Source organism: Pseudarthrobacter sp. B4EP4b (assembly GCF_006680095.1).
Classification (GTDB): Bacteria; Actinomycetota; Actinomycetes; order Actinomycetales; family Micrococcaceae; genus Arthrobacter.
In genome coordinates this window covers 1-20,598 of the sequence record NZ_VHIJ01000031.1, presented here as the reverse complement: position 1 = coordinate 20,598, position 20,598 = coordinate 1, and the positions used below count along the sequence as shown (strand labels likewise).

At 60.7% G+C, this 20,598-nt stretch carries 18 protein-coding genes; 5 read left to right on the top strand and 13 right to left on the bottom strand.

From position 1 onward, the window contains the following. The first annotated feature begins 38 nt into the window (after positions 1 to 38). Genes FNL14_RS11140 through FNL14_RS11130 form a run of 3 tightly spaced genes read left to right on the top strand, consistent with a single transcriptional unit; the run spans position 39 to position 3,324 of the window. Positions 39 to 428, top strand: coding sequence for a MobC family plasmid mobilization relaxosome protein (locus tag FNL14_RS11140; RefSeq protein WP_255470795.1), 390 nt, complete (start codon positions 39 to 41; stop codon positions 426 to 428). Positions 429 to 432: 4 nt separating this feature from the next. Next, positions 433 to 2,064 (top strand): relaxase/mobilization nuclease domain-containing protein, encoded by a 1,632-nt coding sequence (locus FNL14_RS11135; protein WP_142060027.1) that lies wholly within the window; start codon positions 433 to 435, stop codon positions 2,062 to 2,064. Positions 2,065 to 2,094: 30 nt separating this feature from the next. Beyond that, positions 2,095 to 3,324, top strand: coding sequence for a hypothetical protein (locus FNL14_RS11130; protein WP_142060025.1), 1,230 nt, complete (start codon positions 2,095 to 2,097; stop codon positions 3,322 to 3,324). A gap of 49 nt (positions 3,325 to 3,373) precedes the next feature. On the opposite strand, the gene FNL14_RS11125 is transcribed toward FNL14_RS11130, so the two are convergent. Further along, on the bottom strand, positions 3,374 to 4,060 hold the full coding sequence (locus FNL14_RS11125; RefSeq protein WP_255470794.1) for a helicase associated domain-containing protein: 687 nt from the start codon (positions 4,058 to 4,060) through the stop codon (positions 3,374 to 3,376). A 154-nt stretch (positions 4,061 to 4,214) separates the two neighbouring features. Here FNL14_RS11125 and FNL14_RS11120 point away from each other — a divergent pair, with 154 nt between their 5' ends. Both FNL14_RS11120 and FNL14_RS11115 read left to right on the top strand, forming a co-directional pair. Beyond that, the gene (locus FNL14_RS11120; protein WP_142060024.1) at positions 4,215 to 5,282 is read left to right on the top strand and encodes a YhcG family protein; all 1,068 of its coding nucleotides are present in this window, start codon (positions 4,215 to 4,217) and stop codon (positions 5,280 to 5,282) included. A 66-nt stretch (positions 5,283 to 5,348) separates the two neighbouring features. Then, complete coding sequence (locus FNL14_RS11115; RefSeq protein WP_255470793.1) at positions 5,349 to 5,693, top strand: PDDEXK nuclease domain-containing protein; 345 nt, start codon at positions 5,349 to 5,351, stop codon at positions 5,691 to 5,693. A 219-nt stretch (positions 5,694 to 5,912) separates the two neighbouring features. Here the strand turns inward: FNL14_RS11115 and FNL14_RS11110 are convergent, their stop codons facing one another. From FNL14_RS11110 to FNL14_RS11055, 12 genes are all read right to left on the bottom strand, one after another. Continuing rightward, positions 5,913 to 9,308 carry a CHAT domain-containing protein gene (locus FNL14_RS11110; protein WP_142060022.1) on the bottom strand — a complete coding sequence of 1,132 codons (3,396 nt, stop codon included), beginning with the start codon at positions 9,306 to 9,308 and terminating at the stop codon, positions 5,913 to 5,915. Between the two features lie 24 nt (positions 9,309 to 9,332). Beyond that, positions 9,333 to 10,871 (bottom strand): hypothetical protein, encoded by a 1,539-nt coding sequence (locus tag FNL14_RS11105; protein ID WP_142060020.1) that lies wholly within the window; start codon positions 10,869 to 10,871, stop codon positions 9,333 to 9,335. Next, positions 10,868 to 12,964, bottom strand: coding sequence for a hypothetical protein (locus tag FNL14_RS11100; protein ID WP_142060018.1), 2,097 nt, complete (start codon positions 12,962 to 12,964; stop codon positions 10,868 to 10,870). The genes FNL14_RS11105 and FNL14_RS11100 overlap by 4 nt, the downstream gene beginning before the upstream one ends. 377 nt (positions 12,965 to 13,341) lie before the next feature. Beyond that, positions 13,342 to 13,866, bottom strand: coding sequence for a hypothetical protein (locus FNL14_RS11095; RefSeq protein WP_142060016.1), 525 nt, complete (start codon positions 13,864 to 13,866; stop codon positions 13,342 to 13,344). Continuing rightward, a complete protein-coding gene (locus tag FNL14_RS11090; RefSeq protein ID WP_142060014.1) occupies positions 13,863 to 14,141 on the bottom strand; it encodes a hypothetical protein in 279 nt (92 codons plus the stop codon). Before FNL14_RS11090 ends, FNL14_RS11095 begins: the two co-directional genes overlap by 4 nt. 87 nt (positions 14,142 to 14,228) lie before the next feature. After that, complete coding sequence (locus FNL14_RS11085; RefSeq protein ID WP_142060012.1) at positions 14,229 to 14,606, bottom strand: hypothetical protein; 378 nt, start codon at positions 14,604 to 14,606, stop codon at positions 14,229 to 14,231. A gap of 75 nt (positions 14,607 to 14,681) precedes the next feature. After that, on the bottom strand, positions 14,682 to 15,128 hold the full coding sequence (locus FNL14_RS11080) for a hypothetical protein (RefSeq protein WP_142060010.1): 447 nt from the start codon (positions 15,126 to 15,128) through the stop codon (positions 14,682 to 14,684). Positions 15,129 to 15,961: 833 nt separating this feature from the next. Then, a complete protein-coding gene (locus FNL14_RS11075) occupies positions 15,962 to 16,354 on the bottom strand; it encodes a hypothetical protein (protein WP_142060008.1) in 393 nt (130 codons plus the stop codon). Between the two features lie 17 nt (positions 16,355 to 16,371). Then, positions 16,372 to 17,550, bottom strand: coding sequence for an OmpA family protein (locus FNL14_RS11070; protein WP_142060006.1), 1,179 nt, complete (start codon positions 17,548 to 17,550; stop codon positions 16,372 to 16,374). A 125-nt stretch (positions 17,551 to 17,675) separates the two neighbouring features. Next, complete coding sequence (locus FNL14_RS11065; protein WP_142060004.1) at positions 17,676 to 18,350, bottom strand: hypothetical protein; 675 nt, start codon at positions 18,348 to 18,350, stop codon at positions 17,676 to 17,678. Between the two features lie 132 nt (positions 18,351 to 18,482). After that, on the bottom strand, positions 18,483 to 19,358 hold the full coding sequence (locus FNL14_RS11060; RefSeq protein WP_142060002.1) for a hypothetical protein: 876 nt from the start codon (positions 19,356 to 19,358) through the stop codon (positions 18,483 to 18,485). A gap of 211 nt (positions 19,359 to 19,569) precedes the next feature. Continuing rightward, complete coding sequence (locus tag FNL14_RS11055) at positions 19,570 to 20,502, bottom strand: hypothetical protein (protein WP_142059999.1); 933 nt, start codon at positions 20,500 to 20,502, stop codon at positions 19,570 to 19,572. Between the last annotated feature and the right edge of the window lie 96 nt (positions 20,503 to 20,598).

The following is a 20,598-nucleotide window of genomic DNA, read 5'->3' as shown; positions in this document are numbered from 1 at the left end:
TTTTGAACTGAGTGGCCGTTTGAGGGATGGGGGAGTGCGTGTCTGAGGAGAGTGTTTCGCGTTCCCGCCTTTCGAAGCGGCGCCGTGCGAATTCCCCGGCGGGGACGAAGAAGCGCCGTGATGTGTGGGTCACCGCGGAGGAGGAAGCAGCCCTGGTCGCACGGGCCGCGCGGGAGAAGGTCACGGTCCCGAACCTTTTGCTGACCGCTGCTTTGTCGGAGGGCTCGGAGACGCCGACCCAACGTAAGGCGGCGATGGCTGAACTGATGGCGATCCATACGTTGTTGGCTCGGGTGTCGAACAACGTCAACCAGATAGCGAGGCACGCGAACGCGGGCGATGAATTCCCTCAGGATGCCAAGGCGGCGCTGGCGTATGTGCGTGAGGTGGCGATGCGGATTGACCGCACGATCGAGGGGTTGATGTAGGGCGATGATTCCGAACATCACGCGCGGTTCCCGGATGTCGGGGCTGCTGCTGTACCTGGCCTCCACCGATACTGACAAGACGAAGAACGCGCACACCGATCCGCACCTGGTTGCCGGTGACGCGGCGATCATGGCGTGGTACGACGACGGGGTCCTGGACAAGGACGACGCGGTGGCGATTGCGAAGCATCTGGACCAGCCTAGGAAGGGCTTCGGCGTCGAGGTGCTGCAGAAGGATTACCGCTGGGACCCGGTCAAGAAGGAACGGGTGCCGAACGGGCACAAGCACGCCGATGTGTGGCACTGCTCCCTGAGCCTCCGCGCGGAAGAGGGTGCCCTGACGGACCAGCAGTGGGGTGACATCGCGAACGACTTCGTGGACGCCATGGGCTTCACCGAGGCCAGCGGAAAAGCGCAGTGCCGGTGGGTGGCGATCAACCACGGCACCAGCGAGAACGGGAACCACCACATCCACATCGCCGTGTCCCTCGTCCGCGAAGACGGCACCAAAGCCTCCACCCACGGCGACTACAAACGAGCACATCAGACCTGCCGGGAACTGGAAACCAAGTACGGCCTGGAAGAGCTTTCCAGCGTGCACGCCACCCGCGGCTACGACCGGGCCGAGAAGGCCACCGCCGTCCGGGAGATGCGCGAAATGCACCGAGCATCCCTAGCCAGGAAAGTGCGCGCCAGCGCCAGCGCGTCCGCGACAGAAGCGGAGTTCGTTCGACGTGCCCGTGACACCGGGCTGCTGGTCCGGCCGCGCTACGCGAAGAACACCACCGACGTCATCGTGGGCTACTCAGTCGCTGAACGGCCAAAGCCTGGGGAGCGCCCTATCTGGTTCGGCGGCGGCACTCTTGCTTCCGACTTGAAGCTCGGCGCCCTGCGTGAGGAATGGCCTGACTCTCCGCACCTGGCGACCGAGGCGGCAGCGGAATGGAACGCGGCGGCGCGCAACAAGCGCAAGGTCTCCAGGACCGGTCCCGAGAACGCAACCCCTTCAGCGGATGTGTGGGTTCAGTACACCCGCAACGCAACAGCGCTGGTTGAAAAGCTGCGGGTACTACCGCGTGATGATCACGCCACCTGGGCCAAGGCGGCACGGGAAGTATCAGGGGCCTTCGCGGCATGGTCACATCGCCTGGAAGCGACGCCCGGACCCTTGGCAGCGACCGCTGCCGAGCTGTCCCGCACAGCCCAGCTGCGCGCACCACGCCAGTACAGCAAACCCGTAGCACTCCCGTCCATTGCCGGGACAGCGATGTTGTTCATGGCGGCATCGAGCAAGGACAAAACGGCGGCCCAAGCGGCCCTCATGCTGCAGCTGGTCAACACCGCTTTTGCCATCCACGAGATGCACCAACAATCCGGGCGCACCAGGGAAGCACAACGGATCCGCGCCGTGGTGACCGAACAACTGAAGCCCTTCGCCGCGACCATGCCCAAGCCGGCCGCCGTGGGCGCACCGGAACAAGCCGCATCAAGCCATACGCCTGTGCCGAAGTCCGTGGAACTGGGTCTCCGCGGCATGGCTCCCATCCGCCCAGGTTTGGCAGTACCCACCACGCCGACACCTGCGAAAACCCACCAAGACACGGGGCGTAAACCAGGTCCTGTGCTCGACCGATAACGAATCACACCAAGTGCAAGGGGGAACACCATGAGTGAATCAGATGGAATCGATGATGTCCTGGACAGCGGAATGCGCCAGTCACTGTTGATCGCCTCGCGGATTGCCGAAACCCTGGCCCGCCGGCGGCAGGAACTGATGCGGCAACAGGAACAGCATGACGCCCAGGCAGCGCACGAAGCGCAGGCACACCTGGCTGCCCAACGCAGCACCGTCCAAGCAGCACTCTCACCGGTGCAGAAGGATCAGTGGTGGGACAAAGCCCAGCCGAATGACATCGCCACCGTTCATGCCGTGGCAGAAGGCTGGAAAGACCATGACCCGGCGGCGTTGGCGGCCGCGGACCGGATCCGGCACGAAGTCCTGACCCGCTACGGGATCGACACCCACGACGTCGGCGCGGACACGGCCTACCTGGAGTCTGCTGTTCAGACCATCACGGCAGAAAGGTCCCGGCGGGAAGCGCTGGCACTGAGCCAGGAAGAGACGCGCAAGGCGGCCGCCGAACAGGAAAAGGCAATGCAGCTGCTCGCAGCGGCCCGGGCTGAAGAACTCCGCACCGAGGCACAGAAGCTGGCCCCGGAAATGGAGCGGCACCAGGTCCCCGTGGAGTACCTGGCCAACCCCGAGCTGGCACAGGCGCTGCAAAGGGCACACAACGCCAAAACCCCGGCGGCCGTTGCAGCTGCCGATGCAGACATCAGGGAACGGATGTTCCTGATCAGCAAGGACGGCGTGAATGGCCCGGACCTTGAGCAGCTGCGGAAAGAAACCACCGCCGCCGTCAACGGCGCCAACGACTCCCACTTCAAAGACCCCGCGTTTGTGAAGGCAGCCAAGGAGATGCACGAAGCCAAGCTCCTCGCCGAGGGCGGCTTTATCGGCTCGCAGTGGGCGTCTCTGGAACAGCGATACGAACGCGCTGAGAACGAACTGTTCACACGCCTCGAAAGCGTCGGCCGCGAGATCGAGAACCGCGTCACGGGCAAGGCCAGCAGCGGGCTTCAGGACCAGGGTTTGAAGGCTGAAAGCACCTCAGCTGCTGAGTACGGGTCCGCCGAGCGGCATGAGGTCTTTGCGGCATCTTTGGCAGCTGCCGGCGCGACCGATGCCCAAGTCCGCGGGCGTACCGCAGCCGAGCGCAGCGAGGGAACACACCCCAGCGCGGCCGTCAACATGAATAAAGCCCCCGCCAAGGCCAGAAAGGCTCGCACCGGGGCGGTGGGTGCGGAACGGGCCAAAAGCGGCCCATCCAAATAGGCAACGCCTGAAGTAGGGAGGGCCATGGGGACGCTCGGTGGCCCCTTCCCTAGTTTGGCAACTTTTGCGGTCGGCGGCCGCGGGGCCTGCCCTCGCGCCACTCCGGCAGGACTTTGTCCAGCTGGGACTTCTTCTCGGGTGCCAGCTTGCCGTGGTTGTAGTTGATGCGCTGGCCGTGCAGCCACACCCCGAGTGTGCGCTCGACCGGGTCGTCGGTTTTCTGGTGCCGCGGCCATTCACCACCAGCCCTGCGAAATGCTTTGACTTCCTTCAGCCGCCGCTGCCAGCGGGCCTCGGCCTCCGCCTTCCACGGGGAGGCCTGGTCCCAGTCGGGGATGACGCTCAGGCCTTCGCGAAGGGCGGGGGAGAGGGTTCCCTCTACTGATTCCCGGCGCCGACGGTACAACCAGCTGGCCAGGGCCTGCTCGTCCGGGGATTCCGGATGGGCTGCCGGCAGCCGCCCTTCCGCCTGATAGAACGAGATCAGGTCGTGCATCCTTTGCAGAGCCGTCTGGGACGGGACCTTTACGGGCATGGCCGCTGCATGCTCGTCGCGAAGACCCGGATCCCTTTTCGCCGCGATCTGCAGGTGATAACGGACAGTGCTCGGCGCAGACCCGCAGACCTCCGCGATCTTCGCGGACTCGATGCCCCGACGGTACATCTCCACCCACTCCCAATACGGCGCAGAGCGCCGCGCGTGCGGCGCTGCATCTTGAGCCCGAGCCACTGTCACCCCCAGATGGTTCTTTCGATACAGCTTAATCAGCTATTTCGTCCATCGGTGGTGATGCTTTCTGCCGGCAGGCGGGTTCCTTTTCCGCAACTGACATGTATCTCCTATTTGTGCCACAGGCTGTGGCACAAATAGGAATCACTAGGGTGGAGTCATGAGGACTTCAGAAATCGACCTGCCGGCCGACTACGCGGATCTGTTGGAGTCACTGAAGAAGCGAGTCAGCGGCGCCAGGATTCAGGCGCAGCGGACCGTCAACGCCTTGCTCATCGAGCTCTACTGGTCAATCGGGAAAGACATCCTCGCGCGTCAGGACCATTACGGTTGGGGGAGCGGGGTCATCAACCGGCTGGCTACGGACCTGCGGCATGCCTTCCCTGAGATGAAAGGCCTGTCGCCCCGCAACCTGCAATACATGACAGCAATGGTCCGCGCTTGGGAAGATGAACCAAATGTGCCACAGGCTGTGGCGCAATTGCCCTGGGGCCACATCCGGACAATCTTGGACAAGGCCAGCTCCACGGAGGAGCGTAATTGGTACGCTGCCGCAGCCGTCCGGTATGGCTGGTCCCGGAACGTCCTGCTCAACATGATGATGAACCGCTCCATGGAACGCACCGGTGCGGCCCCATCAAACTTCACCCAACATCTTGCAGCCCCCGATTCGGAGCTGGCGCAGCAGATGGCAAAGGACCCCTACAATTTTGAGTTCCTTGGACTCTCCGGCGAAGTCGCCGAACGTGACCTCGAAAATGCCCTCACCGGAAAAATCACCGACACCCTGCAGGAGCTGGGGCCCGGCTTCTCCTTCGTCGGGCGGCAAGTGCACTTCGACGTCGACGGCGACGATTACTACGTCGATCTGCTCTTCTTCCACGTAGAACAGCTCAGATATGTGGTTGTCGAGTTGAAGACTGGCAAGTTCCAGCCGGAATTCGCCGGTAAGCTCAACTTCTACGTCGCCCTCGTTGACGACGTCCTCCGCCGTGACTTCCACAACGAAACTGTCGGCATCCTGATCTGCGGTACGAAAAACGACCGCAGCGTCCGGTACAGCCTTGGGCGCTCCAGATCTCCTATGGCGGTAGCGGCCTATACCTACGACAAACTCCCAGCCGCCGAACAACGGGCGCTGCCCAACGAAGGACACCTCGTGGCTGCTCTGGAATGGGTCGAGCCAGACTCCGAAGGTACGGACTTGCCGAGTACAGGGACTAGCTGATTATTCATTTCGTGCCACTAGGGTCCTCGTCTTGGTCCGTCCAAAGAACTTTGGACAATTCAGCTGATGTCCCAGCGGATGCTGGGTGCGTTAGTGCGGTTAACGGGCTACGTTGTCATCGAACTCAAAACAGGCAAGTTCCAGCCCGAGTATGCCGGCAAACTCAACTTCTACGTCGCCCTCGTCGACGACGTCCTCCGCCGCGACCATCACAACAAAACCATCGGCATTCTCATCTGCGGTACGAAGAACGACCGCAGCGTCCGGTACAGTCTCGGCCGATCCACCTCCCCCATGGCCGTTGCCGCGTACACCTACGACAAACTCCCCCGAGATGAGCAGGAGGCGCTCCCGGATGAAAGGCATCTTGCCGCCGCACTAGATTGGGCCGAAGACGCGGAGGGTGCCTAGGTGTGGCCGAGTCTATTCGCTCAGAGCCCGGAACGTGGTCAAGGGTGACAAAAATTCGAACTTGGTGGGCACACCTTGGTGGAGGGCATCGTGGCGTGAGGGTAGACGCAACCTTGAATTTAGTCCGTGAGGACGGACGGGTTGACTACATTCCACGCACCCACGCGAAGGGCTCGCGAACTCTGCACTCACCAAGCAATTGCTTCAAAATGCCTTTGATTAGATGTCACCCGCAAGCATAAAGGCAGCCCATGTTGAAGAGTCAGGATGCGCATCTCTCATTTTAGTAGCAGCCATCCTCAAAGCGATCGCTGGGGAAATGCCGTCAAGTTTCCAGTACTCGTAAAAGAGGGTCGCCAATTCATACGCGACGTCGTCGTCGATGGGCCAGAGCGGAGCGATGACAGACTTGGCTCCCGCTGTAAGAAACGCGGTAGGAAAGCTGATTGACTCATCAGGCAAAGTCCGATTTGGGGCACCTCCCCAGCATGCCGCTAAGAACACGGTCCCCACGTTGCTCGCATCGAGCTCCATTAATTCGGGAAGCGAAGTAGTCTCGGCTATCGAGTTCTCGTCATCAGCCCAAATTAGATGGGCCGCATCACCCCAACTTCTGGTGTTCACTGAACCATGCGCGGCCACGTGCAATACCTCAGGTCCGCTTTTGAGGGCTTCATTAAAAGCGTGACGCGTCGCGGCGGGTCCCGTGGCAGAACTGTCGAAACCAGCATTCTCGCTCAACCATAGCCCTTCTTTTCGTGCATTTTTCAGGTGCTCTAGGTGCTCACCTTCATGATGGCAAGGGCTTGGCGCAGTAATAGATATACGCGGCCCATTCCCACTCGTCTGCATGCGTGATCTATTTAGAATAGTGGCGGATGGATTGATGGTTACGGCAACGCTGAATATGTAGCTCCAAGGGAGACCAGCTGTCTGACCAACCGGAATCACGTGTACCGTTTGACATTGAGTTTCAGCCAGCATTTCTTGTAAGGACTGGATGGTGTAGGCCGCCTCTGCGATGATCTTGTCGACTGCAGTTCGCGCTGGTGATTGTTCCCCCCGCGCTCCGCGGACAGGGATACCTCGAGATTCTTGGCGGACACTCATGTCCGTTGAACTGAGATCAAGCCACTGGTTAACTTTCGCCAGGGTCAGCTCGGGAAGCAAAATTGACCGGCACGTTTCAGCTGTTACAACCACGGCAAGACCCGTTGCTTCCGTAGCTGAGAGGTACACCAAAGGAGCAGATAGGGCGGCTGCCAACCCTTTGATTTGGTGGTAATTTTCAAGGCTGGAAACTCTGGTGGTATGCGTTGATGGAGCGGAGGTATCCTCCGTCTCAGTGGGTGTCGTTTCGTATCGGCGGCGCTGGAGCTGAATTCTAGTTCTTAAGGCAGCTCCGCGTTCCAGTATCTGGGCTGCTTGGGAAGAGTTGCCTCTGCTGGCGAAGGCAACTGCACCAATGGATGAGAGGCCCTGAACGAAGTAGAGCGCCGAATACGGGTTTTCCACGGACGTAAGGGTGCGTTCTACCCGCTTTAGAGCCTTCAGAGCTAGCTTAGATGAGTACTCCCACTCGTCGGAAGAAAGTGCAGATTGGCATAGTAGTGCTGCTTCAGAAAGAGACGTCTTCAGATCTGCGGAATCATCCTCTAAGCAGTGATTATTTAGCCAAGTCAAAGCCTCGAAGCATTCTTCGGATTCGTCGCGGGTTACGGGAAAAGTCATTTCCAGTATCCGTGGTAGCTTACTCATCAGTGCCCACCGACCAGGCAATACACTAACAGGATGAAGAATGTCGCGTTTTGCCTTGTTTCGCACCCGACGTAAAACCTTTGTTTGGATATCGACGGCTTCTGCTCTATCCTCCGGCAATCCTTCCTTAATGGACCACTCATTGAGTATGTATGAGTACACGGCAGCTGTTCTGAGGCGGTCGTCGTACCCCACCAGATCATAGCCTTCACGACTTAGTTTTAGAGCTCGAGCTAAATCTCGTGAGTCATCATTTGCTCGTGCGCGTAAGCGCAGTGAGATGGCAGTGTTCTCTAGGGCTTCGGCTAACTGCGCAGTCGTGTTTTGCCCTCTTTGCGCCATGTCTTTAACTAATTCGAGGTGCTTCTCCCAGTATCCAACAAGTCTATCGATGTGCTTCTCGAGTGTTGCTGGAGAACGTGAAATAGACATGCCCATGTAGGTCAAGAATTCTATTCGCATTGGGTGATAATCAGGCATGAACTCGTCAAAATAGTCAAGGATAGGCACCGGGTCCACATCCAAGGACGTCGCGCCGGAATAGAGATAATGCGTTATCAGCCAGTCAGCAGCCGCGATCATCTTTTCGGGCGTATTGTCGGTCATTTTTCTGAAAGCAGCGTCGACATATATGCGTGCATTGGATATATCTGTTATGGAGCGATACGTAAAGAACTTGTCTCGGTAGTGAGAGTGCAACAGGAGAGCCAACTTTGCACTGACGGATGGAAGATGGGGGTTTGGACACAGCTGAAAAAGCAGGTGATCAGCCCGCCAGGAGCCGTCGGGATGGGTAACAGCGATGACTCTTAGCGCATCCGCCAAGCGGACCAAATCTGGTTGCTCGAGATTCGCTGAATCTATTGATTCCGCAGCGGAGAGAGCGCGTGCGTAAGTCCTGCGCATGTTCGACAAAACAGCAGTGCCCGCTCCCTCATAGGCGAGAGTGCTGATGCTCTCGACGGCGAGGATTGCGTGAGCCCGGCCAGCGTCCTCATCCTTTGGCGGGCTTGGTGCTGCGCGCCTTGGGTCAATAGCATGAAGGGCCTTAATTGGATCTCGGTCGAGCCAAGACATGGCCAGTCGTACGCGAGAACGCGGAACTGTTATACCTGCATAATTGTCGGCCTGCAAAATCTCATCGAGAAGTTGCCGGACGCGCTCTATTTTTCGACGCGGACGTTGAAAAATATGGGCGATGCCGCTCTTGGCCAGGTTTAGAAAATGTTGACGCTGCTTTCTACTTTGTAGCGCTTCTTCGAGGTGATTTTGGGCGAGCAATAGCCTGCATTCGACAGCGATGTAGGGGTCGCTGCTGTTGGATCGAAGCCACTCCAAATCAGTGGTATAGGCGGATCCGAGTGAGACATTAGTCCGGTTATTGAAGGCAGCTGTCGCTCGGAGCAGGTAGACGTCTTCAATGCTCCACTCATAATTTTGACGCCCTTGTACGCGCGGCAACGAAGCGTCGGCATTCCATTTGATGACCTGGCTAAGGAGGTGGGAGTGTCGCGTCCTGAACAAACGGGCCCTGCGGACGATGGCGAATGAGAGCTCTACTCTTACCCGCTCGGGGGCGATGAGTGCCAAACCGGCGTCAATGGTTGCGTCAAGCACCTCACGGTTTACTGCTTTGAGAAAATCAGAACGTCCTGCAACGGCAGTGAAGTCGGAGTGCTTTTCATTGGTTGTGCCATAGCCCCCGGTCCAAGAGCGAGAGGGCCGCGTATTTGCCCTGATCAGGGAAATATCGGACTTGGTATCTGCCGGCTCCTGCCGCAGGGCAAGTTTTCGTCGCGCGCGTCGTTCCTTTTTCTCCTGACGCCGACGAAGGAACTCGGCCTCATCCCTAACCACGGTGGTGACCCGCTGCTGCAGCCATCAGTCCCTTGTTCCCGGCCTGATACGAACTTGAACATGGTCGATTGCAGCACCGGGAAGCGGCCTCGAGACAGCGACGTAGTGGTTTGGCTGTCTTGTGCTGATGGTAGTTGGGTTGCTCTCGGCTGTTTGAAGTCCTGTTGGCGTTCTAAAAGTGACGGAAACAACGACTTCGAGGTGGATATGCCCTGGCTTCTTCAAGTCTTTGAGCCAGATCCTGACGCTGTCTCCCTGGTCGTCAAGGTAGACCTTGGCGCCTGTGGCGGTTGAGGTGTACTCCGCCCATTCTTTCTTGCTGGCCGATCCCACGCTGCGGCTGGCAGTTGCTATTGCTACGTTCCCGAGCAGCGTGAAAAGGAATATCTCAAGGTCGTCAACGAGCCGTTCGTCCTCCGCCGGAGCAAGCAGGTGCCCGGTCTGCGCAAGCTCTATCAGTGTTGTCGGAAGCGGTCCTTCGTACGTCAGTTGGCCAAGTCGCCTAAGGATGAGCTGTCTGGCTGCGTCGCGCTTGCCGCGATCAATGATTCGCTGTTGAGGATCCAGTTCCGGTCGCGCCTGAAGGCTTGGATGTTGGATGTCTACGTGGTCCGTAGGTTTTATGGGTCTCACGGGAAGGCTGTGGCCACGTAGAACCTGCCCCGTCCGTTTGAGGCTGCTGCGCGCTATCACGGACCCGGTATAAGGCTCGGTGATAACTGCTTGGTAGCCGTCGTGTGTGCCATCGGTCCCAACAGGGACGGTGATGGTTATAGCGTGGGGGTTCTTGGCATGCTCCGTGACTTTGATTGTGTCCTCAGCAGTAGCGGCGAGACCGAGACCGAGGCTGGAAAGACGCCAATCGGGGGAGCCGATAAGGAGTAATCCCTCTTTGGCAGTTTTGATGGCTTCGGCGGGGTAGAGGATGGAGTTGCGGTCCAGTTCTGACAGCGGCAACGGAAGGGGGTAAGCAACCTCAGGCTGAATTGTGCCTGGCAATAGATTCCTGTCTAACGCTTCTATTGCTGCCCGTACCTGTGGTACTGCTAGTTCAGAGATTTGGCCGGCGGCCAGTAGCCGGCCAAGTGTGCGTCCAGCCGGGAGCGCTTCCTCGGCGTAGCGCCTTGCGGTGCGGGCGCCGTCGAAGGCCCGATTGTGATGTGCGGCGGCAACCGTATCGAGAGCGTACAGAGCGCCGTCCAGCGGCAAGGGATTCCAAAACATGGTCCATTGCTGATAGGCGGCAGCAACCAGGCCTGGCCAGCCAGGGCCCGGGCTGAAGGTCAAGATAGGTTTCGCCTCTGCTGTTTCTGACTGCTGGCGAATCAGTTCTTGGGCCGTTGCCGTACCGAAGAGGTCGCAAAGGTTAACGGCTGCGGCATTAATGTCATGAATAGCGACGGAGACCGGTGCTTGAGGACGGGCTAAGTCAACTTCAACGGTGACGTTGTCGCCAGCACCGACGTTAATTGTGGGCGCAGCAGCCTGTGGTTCCAAACATTGAACATAGAAGGAGTCAATGCTGGATTCGACGGCAAGGACGGGTTTCTGGTGCGTGTTCATTGCCCGGTCTCCTTTTCTTTGAGCGCGCGGACTACTGCCTCCAGCAGGCTGCTCAGTTCATCTCGTTGGTACAGGTCAACTAGATCGTCCATGTCCTCTTCCAGGAGATTAAGCTCATCGACGCGTTCGCTGATCCAGTCTGGTATTGATCGTCCCTGGGCTGGCCTTGTGTATGGGAAGTTTTCGGCCCTGGTAACGATGTCCAACAGGAGATCCGCGGTTGTCCGCGGCCCCGTGCTCGACTTGGCCCCGGCACCTTCCCTCATTAGCGCGAGGGTGGCGTCTTTGCTAGTAGCGATGGAGAACCAGTCCTTCGGGGATTGAACAGTGCCGTTGTCGCCGTGGCTTTGATGATGACTCGACGACACAGGGGCCTTCGGGCCCGGGCTCACGCGTTCTGCAGTGATACCGCGAAGGAAACGGTAAGCGCTCTCCTTCTCGTGCTTCACCGCGGCGAAGAATTCTATGGCCTGTAGGCGACCAAATTTCCACAACCACTTATTCGTTTCCATAAGAGACTCATGGATGAAAACGCTGCGGTCCTCTCCCTTGCGAACGGTCTGAGAAAACTCGCTTTCACCACGCACCAGATTGTCGCGGAGTTCGGACAGCCTTTTGAAGGGGAGGACCTTGTCAGCCTTTGCCTTGAGGTCGTCGCGGTCCTCGCTGGTCATGGAGTAATCGAAGGTGGCAATCCGCTCCATGATTCGGCTGCCGGTGGTATTCCATTTAGTTGAAGGGTCCCACCATGCCAGCGGTCCGGTCCCAGACTGTTCCATCGAGATCGAGAACGCTTTCTTCAGTAGGTTTACCCCTGCTGGCAAGTCTTCGGGGCGGACTTCATAGTTTCGTAGAAGTTCCTCCAGAAGCCCCTCCGGCCACTCCGGGTCTCCGGGGTTATCGATAGCTTTTGCGGTGGTAGCGGCAAGCAAGCGAAGGATGTCCATCGCTGTCGGCCTGAGGGTGACTTTGCCCGTCCAGCGCACACGGCTGTTCTTTACAGCCTTGTCCAAACTCGATTGGGCGGCGTTGACTAGTGCCGCGAAATCGCCGGTCGAGAAGTGCTGCTCAGCAGCGGAAGCGTCCATATATGCACTAGCGAGCTTCAGCACTTCATACGGGGCTTCTCCTGTGTATAGGTATAAGCCCGCGACCATACCTGCGTGGCCGGTCACGTTCATGAGGCCGAATGGGTGATGAATACGCCGGGCAACATCATCAGAAAGAAGGTCGAGTTGTTCGTTTTGGAGGTAGTCCATCTGCGCACATTGCCTGGCCAGGTCGAGTGCTCCCGTTAGATTGGAGACTTCTCCATATTCGAGGGCCTCGTCCCAGCGCAAAAGGTTGTCCAGAGTACCCCTTACCTGCACTTCCAGCCGGTCTGCGTGAGAGCCTACTTCGGCGGGTAGGCTGGCTGACTTGATGGCAGTGAATGCAGGTCCAACAGTGCTTTCCTCTGCTGCTTTGCAGGCCATGATCCGGCTCAAAGTATCCGCAGCCAGTGTGGGGGAACCGCCGCGATCCGAGGCTATGGAGACAAGGTTGATGGCATGGTCGATGGCGCTCGTGACTGTATAGGTGTTTCCTGCGCCAATTTTCGTGAAGTTAGTGGCCTTCTTATAGAGACTAAGCTGAGCCCGGAGCCTACGCTGCCCGTCCGCATCACGGTGGGCTGCCATTCGCTCAATCGCATCATTGATCCCCTCGACGATGCGACGGCTGCGAATCTTCCCCAAGGTCATCCCGAAGGCTACGTTCACCGGGTATATCTTTTTCTTCCCGTTTTCACGCGGAATTCCGAGAACAGCCGCATTGCTGATTTCGCCTGGTATCAAGGTGTCTACCCCATGTAATTTCCCCCGCGCGCGGAAGAATTCGGCCAAATCTGCGGCCATGACCTTAGTGGCTTCTGCGAAAGTAAGGTCGATACTGCCCACCTGAATGTCTTCTTTGACGACGTGATCGTTGAGATAGTGCTCGGCGATCTCAAGATACGTCCTGGTGCTGATGATCTTGATAACAGGTTCTGTGGTTGCATCATTCGCTACGTCACTAGGTCCTACCGTGAGCTGCTCATCTTCAGCTTCAGACATCCCCCACCACCGCCCGTTCTGCCTTAGTTGTTGAGATTGTAAATGAGTGGCTCTCCGAGTCTCGCCTCCACCACCGTTTCTTACGGCAGCGGGGGCAAATGAGCCGATTCAAAGTGACGTTATCTTTCGGGGCAGCTTCGAGGTCGCCCGCTTCTGTAAGGCTGATAAAGACACTCCTGGTGATGCGGATCCTGGCTTTGGCATGAGGTGCGGTGGGTGGCATTTTGTCTCCCCTTATTCAGTGGCAACAATTCGCGCGAGTCCTGGCGGCCGCTGGTGTGTCCTCACACCGATAACAGGGGTTCCCCACTGGGCTGGTGGTCCGCGGTTCCGCAGATATGCCGTGTGATCGTAGGGGCGGGCCGAGAGCAGGCCGTTTAGCGTCTGCGGTTGCGGAGGAAACGTGGTCGGGATCCGAGAGCTATCCGGGTTGTTAGGGCGCCGGCGGCGAGCCAGATGAGTGTTTGTGTGGGGTGGGTGAGGATGAGCCCGGGGAGTTCGAGGGTGGATTCGATTGCTGAGATGGTGAGGGCTTCGATGACGCCGTTCGGGGATCCGGTCTCGGCCCAGTAGATGATGATGAACCAGGCGATCGGGGCGGTTAGGGCTATTAGGGCACCTACCCGGACGGACGCCTTGAGTTGGGCCCAGTTCATGAAGCGTTTCTCATTCGCGGTGTGTCGGATGAGCCGGCAGTCTCGGGCGTGGACGGTGGCTTCGGTCAGGCCGTAACTGGTGTCGAACGCTACAGTGAGGCGTTTTCCTGCACGTTGGCGGACGAGGCCGCGAGTGCCTCGCCTAACGCTGACGGTGTTGGTGAGTTCGTCAGTAAGCGTGGTTGCGAAGTCTTTTCGGGCTGCCACGAGGTCTCCGGTGTCTGCCTGAGTGCTGAAGGGGTTCATGGGATGCGGATTCTGATCTTCGGGCGGGGTTCGTGGGCGCCGTTTTTTTGGGCGTTTTCTGCGTTCATGTGATCGTTGGCTTCGTCGCGCATCCGGTCTTTGCTGGCTTGGTCAGCGTCGGCGAGGTCGCTGCTCTGCCGGTCGTGGTGTTCTTGCTGGACTTGTTGCTGTGTGGGTGGGTCTTGATTCGGCAGGTGTGGTTCGATGGCCCAGAGAGAGCCGCTGATGAGCCCGGCTGTGCCAGCCGCGACGATGAGGGTTTTAGGGACTCGCATGATCTTGTCCTTTCTGCTGTTGGTGTGGTGTTTGGGTGCTGGGGGCGCCGGGTGTGCTGGGCGCCCCCAGGTACTTTTGAGGTTGGGTTAGAGGTTGATGGTGGTTTGGGTGGCTTTGACGTAGACGCGTTTGGAGAAGTAGGCGGGGGTGACCGGTTTCAACCATTTGTTTTTGCACCAGGCGGTTCCGGTGAAGGTGACGTAGCGGGAACCGGTTTTGATTTTGATGCTGGCGCTGTTGCCATTCTTTTTCGGGACGGACATAAGGGCCTCCGCTGATCCGAATTGCACCGCCGTGACGGTACCCCCTGCTGGGCACAGGCCGGATCCAAACTTCACGGTGACGGTGTGGCCGGTAGCGGCGTTGGAGGGGATAGCGGCACCGGTGAGCAGGAGCGCGGTCAGTGTGGCGGCGGCCGCTCCGCGGCGGATCCGGTTGGCAGCGGATGCTGTGCTGGGTTTCATGGTCTTTCTCCTTCGTTGAGGTGGTGCTGGTTTCTTTGGTTGGTGTGCTGGTGCCCTACCGGCTGCAGGGTGTGTTCATCCGTTACAGGATTTCCCCCCGTCCGCTGGCGGGGACCGGGGCGGTGGGCCGGCTTGGGCGTCGGTGGTTCTGTCGTAGAGGGTGGTCGCTGCGCTGACGGTGAGGTTGATGCCGTGGGTGATTGCGTGGGGATCGGCGTGGGGGAGCAGGATGCCGTGGCGGATCACGATCCCGTCCCCGATCTGTGCCAGGCCTATGGTCGGCATGTCCTTGAGGCACCAGCCGGCCGCTGCCCAGATCTTGGCGTCTGATGTGTCCGAGACGGTGATGAGGAGTTGAAGCCAGTCTTCGCGGCTGTCGTTGTCTATGACCATGGTCATTTCGCCATGGTCATCCGTGCTGATTGTTGCCTGCAGTTTGCGGGTAGTGCCGGGTTGGGGCCGCCAGGTGCGGATGCCGGGGACGCGGTTTAGGGCGGTGATGACGTCGTTCCAGTCGGACATTTTGTTGTAGCCCTTTCGGGGTGGTCGCGTTCGCGTGTTTGGGGTTTGTCCCGGATATCCGCGACTTCCCGGGTGCTGCGCTCCATGGGGCAGCACCCAGGAATTTCGGGGGTTGATTATTTCCAGTGGGGCCCGTGGGTGGGGCATTGCTGGCCGGTGTTGTTGCATTGGGTGCAGGTGAGTTTGCCCAGGAGCCCGTGTGCGGTACCTCCTTTGCAGCCGGGGCAGTTTTTGGTGATTGTGAAGCACTTTTTGCACTGAGCCATGGTTCTTTTCCTTGGTGTTGTCGTTGCTGCTCGTTGGGTTTTGTCTTTGCTGCCTTGCCGGTTGCGCAGTGCGTTCATCCGTGTGAGGGTTTTGCCTTGGTTGTCAGCCCAGTTTTTGCCTTGACGTCAGTTTGGGTGTTTAGGCACTTTGGGTGGCCGGGTGCCTCCCCCCAAGTTGTGAGGCACCCGGCCCGGCTCTGGTTTAGGCGATGACGGGGGTGAAGTACTGGGATCCCCACCACATCCGCATCCACCATCCGATGGGTTCGACGCTGTACATGGCATACCTCCTTCCCTTGCTCGTTTGTGATCTGGTGTTGGTGATGCCCTGCCGGATGCAGGGTGTGTCACCTGTAACAGGGTTTCCCCCCTCCCGCAGCGGCATCCGAGACTTTTACCGCGCGAAAAGCAAAAAGTAATGAATCCAGCTTTGTTTGGTTTAGCTCCCTTGTGTCTCCATACCGGTGCGGCATGTGTACGGGGCGGGCGGTGTACCCGGTGTCTTCGTTTTCCCGCGGATTCGTCTCTCGGGGTCGGTGGTCCGACCCATGTCGTTTGCGTGGGCTGTCAAGGGTTTGGTGAAGTCTCTTTTGCTGGTGCCGGGTCAAGGGCCCGTGGGTGGGTGCGGAGGTAGGTGAAGGGGTTGGCCGCGATTTCGGCTATGACATTTTTGGCGTGGCGGCGGTAGATCCGGGCGGCGGTTGTCATCTGGGTGATGGCCCAGGCTTGGCCGGCGTTGTCCCCGGCGGCGTTGGTCAGGTGGGGTTGGGTGTGGGCGAGTGCTGCCGCGGTTCGGCAGCGCGCCCGTTCCTGGGGGCTGAGGGCCTGGGCGATCTCGTTGCCGGTGCGGGCTTTGACGTCTGCGTTGGAGGTTTCGATCAGGTCCAGGAGCGTGGTGAGGGGCAGGTCGTTGGTGGCGGGGATTCGGGTGATGAGGGCTGCCCAGGCGGGGTTGGTCATTGCGGCGGTTTCCCTTGTTAGAGGCTGAAAGTGATGATGACGGTGCGGTTGGTTTCCGCTGCGGCGGGGTTCAGGGTCCCGTCGGGCAGGATGTCGGGGATGAATCCGGGGAAGGTGTTCCCTGCACCGGTGGCGGTGAGCCGGGCGGGGTCTGCCCCGGCGGCGATTGCTTGGTCGCAGACGGCCTGGGCGCGGGCGGTGGAGAGCGTGGCACGGGTTTCTGGTGTCCCGGCGGTTGCGGTGGTGCCGGTGATGGTGATGCGCCCGGCGGGGTTCTCGGCGAGCCAGGCTGTGAGTTCCTTCCCGGTCTGGGCCGCGGCGGCGGGGTCGCGGAAATCGGTGCTGTTGGGGGCGAACCCGAGGGAGCTGGCGTTGCTGTATACCCGGGTGCCTCCGGTGGTTTTGGGGAAGTCGATGGCTTCTTGTTCAGCGGCGGGCACGGGACGGATGGTGTGGTTCCCGACGGGTCGGGAGGTGCTGCCGGCACTCGCGGGTCCGGCGTGGAAAACGGCCGTGGCGCCGGCCTCGGTGAGGACGCTGGTGTAGATGTCCTGGTAGTTCTGCCGTTGTGGGCTGGTCAGGGCGGGCTGGCTGCCGTGGTGGTCACCGAGCCCGTACCAGTGGATCGTGCGTCCGGTCAGGGCTGGCAGTGCTTTGAGGTTTTTGAGTTGGGCTGTGACTTCTGTGGGGTCGGCGCTGGCCAGGGAGGGGACGGTTAGGTCCAGGGGCGCGTGGTCGGAGAGCCCGGGGCCGATGAGGACGATGGTCGCGTCGGGTGTGTCGGTGGTGAGCCTGCCGGCCAGTTCCAGGGCCGCGAGGGGGTTGTCTCCATCCGCCTTGGCTTCGATGCCGGAGATAGTGCGGCTAAGGGTGATTTTGGCGTTGTTGATGTCGTTGTCCTTGCTCGCAGCTCCAATCATGGAGACGTGGGGTGCCTGGATGACGGAGGGTGATCCATCCTCACGGATGATGCTTATGGGTTTGCCGGCCTCGATGGTTTTCCGGACCATGCACGCGACTTCGGCGGGCAGGGCCGGCGCAGCGTTGGCGTGGGCTGCGACGATGATCGACAGCGCGGCGGGCTGGGCGCATTCGGTCTCGGCGCCGATGGCGGGCCCGTCGCAGGCGGTGAGGGCAAGCGCGGCCAGGGCGGTAGTAGCCAGGACGGTGATGGCGGGGGCGGTGGTGGTGCGCATGGGTTCCTTCTTTCATCGGGGTGTTGACGCTGGTGCGCCGTGTCACTGGTGGGAGGGTTTCCCCTCCCGGGAAGAGGGGGCCTGGGCCCCGGCATTACCTGCCGGGCCCAGGCTTTTGTGCGGGGTTAGGCGGCCTCGTCGAGTTCGTCCTGGGCTTCAGCAGTGTCGCTGGCTGCGTTGGCTGCCGCGTTCCTCTCGTTGGGGGTTGAGGCGGTGTGGTCGGTTCGCTGGTCGGGCCCGGGTGCGGCGTGCACCGTGTTGTCAGATGTCGGGCTGGGCGCCACCGAGGGGGTTGGGAGCGCGGGGGTGTGCCGTGTGCCGGTGATGCCGGCGTTCCAGGCCGGTGTGGCACCGGGTTCACCCAGCAGGGCGTCCCTGGCTTCCCGGTAGTCGGTGTCGGCGATTTGGAGCTGGGCTTTGAGGATTTCGGCCTTCTGCTGCTGACGGTAGGCGAGGGTGTCCTCGTCGGCCCAGAGGCCTTGTTCGGTGCGTATCTGGTCCCGGTAGCGTTCTTCAATGGCGGCGCCGACCGCTTCGGCCTCAGCATCTATCTGATCGAACAGGAACGGCCCGGTCGCGTCGTCGATCCCCTTCACGTGGGCCCGGGTACGGTGGACGATCTCGATGAGGTAGTCGGCCATTGTCGGGATCGCGATCCGGTCGGGGTGGGGAACCGAGCGCCAATAGCGGTTGTTGCGCGGATCGGCCGGTTCGCCGCCGAAGTGCTCGTATCCCGGGGCGGGCGGTTCGTCGGCGGGACGCTTGCCGAGCAGTTTGTTCAGGTTCTCGAAGATGCTCATCCTGGGGCTCCTGTTTCTTCCGGGTGTTTGTTCAGTGCTGGTACCTGTGTCAGGGTTTCCCCCAACGGCGGCGGCCTTCCAAGCCGCCGGCGCCCACCTCGTTGCACCAGGGTGAGCACCAGGGCTCGTGGGTTAGACGGGTTCGGCCCCGGGTTCGGGGTCCACGACGCTGAGCCAGGCGGGACGGCCCTGGCCGTGCTGTGAACCCGGCACCGTGGTTCCACCGGACTGGGCACCACCTGTCTTGGATTCGGTGGGCCGAGCAGCGTCCTTGTCGAGGTTGAGGTGTTCGGTCAGTTCGGCGATGACGGGGGCGTCCGGATGCTGCCGGGTGATGGCCCGGGCGTAGACGTTGATGCGCCGGCTGATATACCGCCGGCACTCCGCTACCCGGTCATCGAGGACGGCCTGGGCGAGAACGAGGCGTTCGCCGATCTGGGCCAAGCGTTCCAGGGCGTTGTCGTGCGCTGTCCTGGCCGTTTGGGATGCAGCAGCGGCGGCCTGGGCGCTAGCGGCGGTGGCGGCGTCGCGGGCGTCCTTTTCGCGCTGCCGGCGGGCGGCCAGGGCTATGGGGTCGGCGTGTTGTTCACCGGGCCCGCGGGGGACCGCCGCGGCCGGGGGCACGGCGGCGCTCTCACGGGCGGCGTGCGCAGCGGCGTCCGCTTTTCCCTGCGCAACACCTATGGCTTCTTTAAGTAGGGGGATGCGGGCCTGCAGGATGGCTTTCTCGGTGCACAGCGGGTCCACGATGCGGTTGTGCGTGATGGTCTCCAGATCCTTGGACGCCCGGTACTCGTTCCTGCGCGCGACCGCCCACGGCGTCAACAGCACGGCCTCGGCGATGTCATTGGTTCGCGGCTGCGCCTGCGCTGTGGACAGGTGCCGGCGGTCCGCCCACCCGGCGCAGTAGTCGATCAGGCGTTCGCGGAGGGTATAGGGGGTGGGGACTGCGGTGTCGCGCAGGTAGAGCTCGATGTCGGTCGGGCCGTTTGTGGGGGTGGTGTTCATGGTCTGGGCCTCTCGGGTGTGGGTTAGTGGTTGATGTGGGTGGGTTGGGTGCCGGTCCAGCAGCGTCCGTGGACGGGGCAGCTGGAGCCGTGGGTGCATTGAAGGCAGGCGCTGGCGCCGTAGGTTGGCCAGATCTCTGGGCATCCTTCGTCGAGGGGGCAGGGCACTGTGGTGGTGCCGCAGTGCAGGCACTTGGGGCCGGCGCCTCCCATCACTTCTCGTCCTTGGATGAGGCCGGGCTTTCCGGTTCCTTGGGGTCGGTGCCGGTGTTTTTAGCCCTCGTGCTTTCGCTGTCGGGGTCGTGGTGGCGTTTGTCGGCGGAGCGATAGGCGCGGTCCTCGTGCCGGATGCGGGTCATGAGGGTCGCGGTGGGGTCTCCGATGAGTTCGGCCTGGGCAACGACGGAGGTTTCCTTGGCGGCATTGCGGATCGCGAGGTTTGCGTCGTGTGCGTTTCGCCGTTCACGTTCGAGCGCGGTGCTGATGTGGTGGGTGCGGCGCGCGAGGAGGTTTCCTGTTTGGATGGCTCTGGCCTGAGCTTCCGCCCATTGCTCCCACAGGCTAGTGCGGGCGCTGAGGCCTTTGAGCATGCGGCGCAGGTCGGGGTCACCGAGGTCTTTGGCTTTGTGGATGAGCAGGATGCCGGTGGCCAGGAAGATCACGAGCATCACTACTCCGAGACCGATATCGGACAGCAGGGCATTGCGCATGAGCCGGTTGATTTCCTCGTCGGGAGCACCGTCGGGGGGGACGGGGACTTTGATTTGTGAATGCACCATCCTCATGACGGCGAGTCCGATGCCGATCAAGGCCCAGACCCCGGCCAGTGCCCAGCCCCAGCGTTTGTTGTGGCCGTGGTGGATGACGTGGCCGGCGAAGAATGCACAGGCGCTTGCGACGGTGACCGCACCGGTGGCGGCGAGGGCTGCGAGGAAGGTGTTTCCCACGAGCAGTTTCAGCACTTCGGTGGCGAAAATTGCGTCGGTCGCGGCTCCCAGGGCGGTGATTGCTACGGCGATGGCCGCGGCAACGTACCAGTCTTTTTGGGTCCAGCTGGCAAGGTGCCGGCGGTGGCTGATAACCTGCGCGGTCGTTTGCTGGGATCCACGACCGGATGCGGATGCGGGGGCGGTGGTGGTTGTCATGGCAGTTGTCCTTTTCGTGGTGGTGGTTAGAGGCCGGTGGGTGCGGTTGTGGGGGTGGTGCCTATGGCAGGGTCTGTTGGCTGGGCGGTTCCGGGC